Source organism: Lysobacter rhizosphaerae, from assembly GCF_054779795.1.
Window position 1 is genome coordinate 460,698 of sequence record NZ_BAAGXO010000003.1, and the last position, 6,299, is coordinate 466,996.

The following is a 6,299-nucleotide window of genomic DNA, read 5'->3' on the forward strand; positions in this document are numbered from 1 at the left end:
CAGGTGGGGGGGGGGTAGTGCGTTGCACGGCACCGCCGTGCAGGTTTACGCCGCGGATGTGGCGCAAATTCGGGTTGGAAGGTGGAATGAGCGACGCCGAGACGGTCAGGCCGACGCGAGCAGTCCCGCGTTAAAGGTGCGGCGCCGCGGCCATGCCATCAGGACGATGCCTGCGATGGCCGTCGCTCCGCCCGCCCACGGCAACAGCAGCGACACGGTCAGGCCAATGGCGAACAGCACCAGGCCCCAAGCCCTGCTATCGGCGGTGGCAGTAGCGACCCGCGGGCGGCGTGCGCCGATCAGATGATCGAGGCTGAAACGGCCGCCGCCATTGAGCATCAGTGGCAGCAGCATCACGAGGTAGATCAGTGGCAGCTTGTAGTTGCCGTAGCCTTCGTTGCTGATGGCGTAGCCCTGCCACAGCTCGGACAGGCTCGACCAGTCGGACGGCCAATGCACCGCGTAGATCGCCACGATGGTCAGCACCCACAGGGCGGCGGCGGTGTAGCGCGTGCCCAGACCCACCAGCAGCGCGATGCTGCCGACGAGTTCCATCCAGGTGGCCAGCGTCCAGTTGACGTTGGGACCGAGCAGCGAGAACGGCAGCGGAAACTTGTCGCCCAGGTCGGCGAACCAGTTCTCACCGTGCAGCTTTTCGCGGCCGGCTTCGAAGAACTCCCAGGCCAACAGGATGCGCAGGCCAAGCGGGGCGAGCCAATGGCCCACACCGTCGACGCGGGACAACAGGGGCTGGGCAGGTTTTTGGGTGGTGATGGACATAGGGTTTTCTGGGTAGGTGGCCGGTGTTGCCGGCGGTGAAATTTGCGTTTTCGAAGGTTCTATTTGTGGGCTTCCCGGGTATCGCGCGCATGTCGCGAAACGCAGGTTCTTGTCTGGAAGTTTGGCCGTCGCCGCGGTGGATACATCCCGATACAAAGCGCTGACGGGAGTGGCCCTATCGGTTTCGACGGCGAATCAGCCTGCGCGGCCCGCCGCACGCGAAAGGAGTTTCACGTAGCCCTGGATGTCCTGCGAACCGGCGAACAGCAGCTCGCCATCCATGAGGTAGCTGGGCACGCTGTTCAGGCCACGCGCCTTGATTTCCGCGTCGAACGTGCGGATCTCGTCCTCTATCGACAGCGATCGGCGCAGGGCACCCGGCTGCATCCCGGCCTCTTCGGCGATGCGCTCAAGTACTGCGTTTTCACCGATGTCCTTGCCCTGGGTGAAGTAGGCGGTGAACAGTGCATCGACAACTTGATCCTGCAGGGCCGCGCCGCCTTCGGCATAGGCCAGGCGTGCGAGGGCGTGAGCCGCCACCGTGTTGGGCGTGCGCGTCTGGATCTGGTAATTGAAATCCGCGCCAAAACGACGGCCCGCCTCGATGGCGCGTGCGTCCATGGCCAGCGAGTTCTCCCAGCCGAAGCGCATCGTGCGGAACTGCTTGCGGTCCATGCCTTCCGCCGGGATGGTCGGATTGAGCTGGTAGGGGAGCCATTCGATTTCGATGTCCACGCCCTGCGCGGCGAGTTGATCCAGCGCCAGATCAAGGCTGCGCTTGCCGATGTAGCACCACGGGCAGATCACATCGGCGACCACTTGCAGGCGCAGCGAGGTGCGGTTGGGTAACTTGGTGTCGTGCATGATGTTCAAAGTGTTTCCTTCATTGCTTGCAGATGATGGGTGGCGGGCACCATGCGAGCTCTAGTGCGTCGCGATGGAACCCAGGTAATTCGTTGAGAACATTGTCTGTGCCCGCGTGCTGGCACTGAATCCCCGTCGTTCGGCAGCTACTCTTCCGCGGAATGCAATGAAGGTTCTGTCCAGTGCATTGCATCGCGTCGTCGACGCAGGCGTCGTGCCGACGCTCATCGGCCGCGACCGTCCAGGCGGGCTGCTTGCTCGTGATTCGTGTTTTCGCGTATGCCAGACGCCGCGTGGCTGCGGTAGCGCCGGCGATGCCTGGCGTTGTGAGACGTGAACGAATCGATGATGAGCCGATCAAGACGGTGGACCCGGGGCGCGGTACGCCCCGGGAACACACTTGGCCAGCGCTTAGTGACCGGCGCTCTGGCCGCCGTCGACGTGCAGGATCTCGCCGGTGACGAAGCCAGCGGAGTCGAGATAGAGCACGGCATCGACGATGTCGTTGATCTCGCCCATGCGGGCCACCGGGTGCAGTGCGGCCAGGAAACCGTGGGTCTCCGGCGGGTGCATCGGCGTCTTGATGACGCCCGGCGACACCGCGTTCGCGCGGATGCCGCGCTTGGCGTACTCGATGGCCAGCGACTTGGTGGCGGCATTCAGGCCACCCTTGGTCAGCGACGCCAGCACCGACGGCACGCCGTCGACGGGATGGTCGACCAGGCTGGTGGTGATGCTGACGACGTGGCCGCTGCCCTGCTTCTCCATTTCCGCCACGGCGGCCTGGGTGATGTTGAAGAAACCGGTCAGGTTGACGCCGATGTTGGCAGCGTAGTCTTCGGCGGTGAAAGCGGTGAACGGCTTGGCAGTGAAGACGCCGGCGTTGTTCACCAGGGTGTCGATGCGGCCGAACTTGGCCACGCCCTCGCGGACGATGCGCTCGGCCACGGCACGATCGGCGATGTCGCCGGCAACAGTCAGGATGTCGGGGTCGTTGGACGGCTTGATCGAACGCGAGTTGGCGATGACGCGGTAACCGCGATCGCGGAACGCCTTGACGAGGCCGGCGCCGATACCCTGGGATGCGCCGGTGACGATGGCGACTTTGTTTGAAACGCTCATTTAGTTTTACTCAAAGATTGTGGGGGGGGGAAAGCCGGTGGGGCGCCGATACGGTCGGCGCTTCCGACAGCCACTAATCTAGGAGTGCAACAGGGGTTTGCGAATCCACGTCGTTCGGCAGACATTCTTCCACCCAGCGGTGCAATCGCTGGGCGCGCCTGGCGCCTACGTATTCAGCTTGGCGAAGATCGCACGCAAGCGCGGCGTGGCGAAATCGACGAACGCACGCACTTTCGGCACCGACAGGCGCCCGTAGGGCGAGACCAGGTGCACCGGATACTGCGCCGGCTCGGCATCGGCTAGGACGATGCGCAGTGCATCCTGTTCGAGTTCGGAAGCGACGTGGTAGGACAGCAGTCGGGTCACGCCGTGCCCCTCCACCGCAGATGCCTTCGCCGCGTGCACGTTATTGACCACCAGCCGTGGCGTGAATGAGACCGCGCGAGGAACCGAAGATCCTTCCTGAGGCGGAAAGCTCCACGAGTCCATGCCCAGGTGCGCCATCGTGATGATCTGGTGAGTAGCCAGGTCGGATGGCTCCTTGATGGGTGGGTGCGTCGCCAGATAGCCCGGCGATGCCACGATCACGCGCCGTGCCTCGCCGATACGATGTGCGACCAGCGTCGAGTCGGCCAGCGGGCCGACGCGCAGCGCCAGGTCCATGCCTTCGTCGATCAGGTTGACCGGCCGTTCCAGCAGGTATATCCGCATGCTGACCGCCTGATACTCATCCATGAATGCGTCAACGATCGGGCGCAGCAACTCTGTGCCCACGAATACGGTGGAGGTGATGGTCAGAGTGCCGCGTGGCACCGACCGCTCGCCAGCGGCCTGCCGGTCCGCCTCTTCCAGATCCGTGAGTACCCTTCTGCATGCGGCGGCATAACGTTCGCCGGCCTCGCTCAGCTTGATGGAGCGTGTGGTCCGGTGCAGCAGCGGCACGCCGACGTGCGCCTCGATGTAGGCGATGGCCCGGCTCACCGCGGCCGCCGAGCGGCCGGTCCTGCGGCTGGCGCCAGCAAGACTGCCTTCGTCCAGCGCGGCGATGAAGATCTTCATGGCCTCGATGCGATCCATATGCGCCACCATGCTCTAGCGGGGCCGAACCGGCGGGTTCGGTGGGGATTTGACCACTGCGCGGGCAACCGCGTCGAGGACCGCCGCAACGCGCCGCCCGGCATCTGGCGCGCGCGGGCTACCCATCTCCACCGGCTGACCGCCGATGTCACGCGGCCTTGACCTGTACTCCGAGATCGATCAAGGACTGCTTGGCATCTCCAAAGAGCATTGAGGTCTTTTGCTCGTAGAACAGTGCGTTTTCCACGCCGGAGAAACCAGCGCCCTGCCCTCGCTTGAGCACGATGACGCTTCGCGCCTCTGCCACTTTCAGTATTGGCATTCCATAGATGGGTGACTGCGGGTCACTGTTGGCCGCAGGGTTTACCACATCGTTCGCGCCGACCACCAGGGCGACATCGGTATCGGCAAAGCGCTCGTTGATATCCTCCATGTCCACCAGCTTGTCATATGGCACGCCTGCTTCGGCCAGCAGAACGTTCATGTGCCCGGGCATGCGTCCGGCGACAGGATGGATGGCAAAGCGCACATCGCCCCCTCGCTTCTCGATCATGTCACCCAGTTCGCGAGCCTGGTGTTGAGCTTGCGCGACCGCCAGCCCGTAGCCAGGCACCACAACCACCCGTTCGGCGTAAGCCATCCGCAGAGCGGCATCCTCCGCATTGATCGGAGACATCTCACCGCCTTCGGTGCTCGCCGCCTGGCCGCCTTCCGGTTGGGCACCGAAAGCCCCGAACAGCACGTTCCGGAACGGGCGATTCATTGCCTTGCTCATCGCCACCGACAGAATGAAGCCACTGGTGCCATCGAGCGCGCCGACCACGATCAGGATGTTGTTGTCCAAGGCGAAGCCCGTCGCGACGGCTGCCAGGCCTGCGTAGGAATTCAGCAGCGACACGACCACAGGCATGTCGGCTCCACCGATTGGCAGCACTACCGCTACACCGATGGCCAGGCTGAGCACCAGCATCGTCACGAACAGCGGTACCGAAAACGGCGCTACCACCAACGCAACCAGGCAGGCTGTGGCGGCGATGAACAGCGCCGCAGTGACCATGTTCTGCAGCGGGAATGTTACCGGGCGGCCCGGCAACAGCCCCTGCAGTTTGCCGAAGGCCATCAGACTGCCGGTAACGGTCAGCGCGCCGAGCAGCACCTCGAAACCCAGCGCCAGCATGTGGCCGTGGCCAAGTTCGCCGGCGCCCAGGCCGTGCCGATAGGTGCCAATGCCGACCAACGTCGCTGCAAGCGCTCCCAGCGCATGGCTCATGGCGATACGCTGCGGCATCGCCGTCATCGGGACCCACATGCCAAGGGGGTATCCCGCCAGTGCGCCCACCGCCAGCCCGACACCGATCCAGCCATAGCTGACGATACCGGCATGCAACAGAGTCGCGGCCACCGCAACCAGCATTCCCAGCGCCGCAACCTGCATGCCGCGGCGTGCAGTGTCCGGACGCCCGAGCGCCCGTAGCGCCGCAATGAACAGGAAGGCGGCCAACAGATAAGCGATTTGGATAGCGGTTTCGTTCATACATCCGCGGCGCTGGCGCCGCCCTCTTCTTCGTCTTTGGAAGGTGCGCGCCGGAACATGGCGAGCATGCGGTCGGTGATCAGGAATCCACCGACGATGTTGGCGGTGGCACAGGCTACCGCCACTGCACCGAGAATGGCCGCGATGAGGCCATCGCCGCTCCCGGCGAGTACCAGCGAGGCCACCAGCGATATGCCACTAATCGCATTGGTTGCCGCCATCAGCGGTGTGTGCAGTAGAGGTGGGATTCGACTGATGGTCTGCAGGCCGACATACCCGGCAAGCAGGAAGACAAATAGTTGGATCAAGGTCGTTTCGGACATGTTGGGAGCCTCATCAAGCGGCAAGGGGGAAAGTTGGCGTTGCCGCCTGCCCCGCGACCAGGGCACTGGTGATGTTGTCGGCGGGATCGAGGTGAAGCCGGCCCTCGGCGTCGACCAGGTGCTCCAGCAACGCGCGGACGTTCGCACTGAACAGCCGGCTGGCGTCGGTCGCCATGAGGCTGGGCAGATTTGTCGGTCCGTAGATGCGCACGCCGTTCTCTTCGACGATTTCGTCTGCGCGTGTCAGGGAGCTGTTACCTCCGCTTTCCGCCGCCAGGTCGACGATCACCGAGCCCGGTGCCATGCCATGTACGGTTTGTTTGTCGATCAGGATCGGAGCGCGCTTTCCGGGGATCTGCGCGCTGCTGATTACCAGCTGCATCTGGGCAATCTGCGCGGCGAGCGCGCGGCGCAGTTGCTCCTGCTGCGCGTCCGACTGCGCTGCGGCGTATCCGCCATTGCCTTCGGCGGAGACCCCCACTTCTGGAAACACGAAGCGAGCGCCCAGGCTTTCGACCTGCTCGCGTGCTGCCTCGCGCACATCGAAGCCGTGCACCACCGCGCCCAGGCGTCGCGCCGTGGCGATGGCCTGGAGCCCA

Annotated in this window: 7 protein-coding genes; all 7 read right to left on the reverse strand. The window is 64.3% G+C overall.

Features of this window, described 5'->3' with window-relative positions; translation table 11 throughout:
* Positions 1-105 precede the first annotated feature (105 nt).
* Positions 106-780 carry an HvfX family Cu-binding RiPP maturation protein gene (locus ACYVGE_RS07050; RefSeq protein WP_460728390.1) on the reverse strand — a complete coding sequence of 225 codons (675 nt, stop codon included), beginning with the start codon at positions 778-780 and terminating at the stop codon, positions 106-108.
* Between the two features lie 195 nt (positions 781-975).
* The gene (locus ACYVGE_RS07055) at positions 976-1,644 is read right to left on the reverse strand and encodes a DsbA family oxidoreductase (RefSeq protein WP_460728442.1); all 669 of its coding nucleotides are present in this window, start codon (positions 1,642-1,644) and stop codon (positions 976-978) included.
* A 411-nt stretch (positions 1,645-2,055) separates the two neighbouring features.
* The gene (locus ACYVGE_RS07060) at positions 2,056-2,766 is read right to left on the reverse strand and encodes an SDR family NAD(P)-dependent oxidoreductase (RefSeq protein ID WP_460728392.1); all 711 of its coding nucleotides are present in this window, start codon (positions 2,764-2,766) and stop codon (positions 2,056-2,058) included.
* Between the two features lie 165 nt (positions 2,767-2,931).
* On the reverse strand, positions 2,932-3,825 hold the full coding sequence (locus ACYVGE_RS07065; protein WP_460728394.1) for a LysR family transcriptional regulator: 894 nt from the start codon (positions 3,823-3,825) through the stop codon (positions 2,932-2,934).
* A 166-nt stretch (positions 3,826-3,991) separates the two neighbouring features.
* Positions 3,992-5,377, reverse strand: coding sequence for an NAD(P)(+) transhydrogenase (Re/Si-specific) subunit beta (locus ACYVGE_RS07070; protein ID WP_460728396.1), 1,386 nt, complete (start codon positions 5,375-5,377; stop codon positions 3,992-3,994).
* A complete protein-coding gene (locus tag ACYVGE_RS07075) occupies positions 5,374-5,700 on the reverse strand; it encodes an NAD(P) transhydrogenase subunit alpha part 2 (protein WP_460728398.1) in 327 nt (108 codons plus the stop codon). The genes ACYVGE_RS07070 and ACYVGE_RS07075 overlap by 4 nt, the downstream gene beginning before the upstream one ends.
* Before the next feature lie 13 nt (positions 5,701-5,713).
* A partial coding sequence (locus ACYVGE_RS07080) for a Rossmann-fold NAD(P)-binding domain-containing protein (protein ID WP_460728400.1) occupies positions 5,714-6,299 on the reverse strand: 586 nt, incomplete at its 5' end.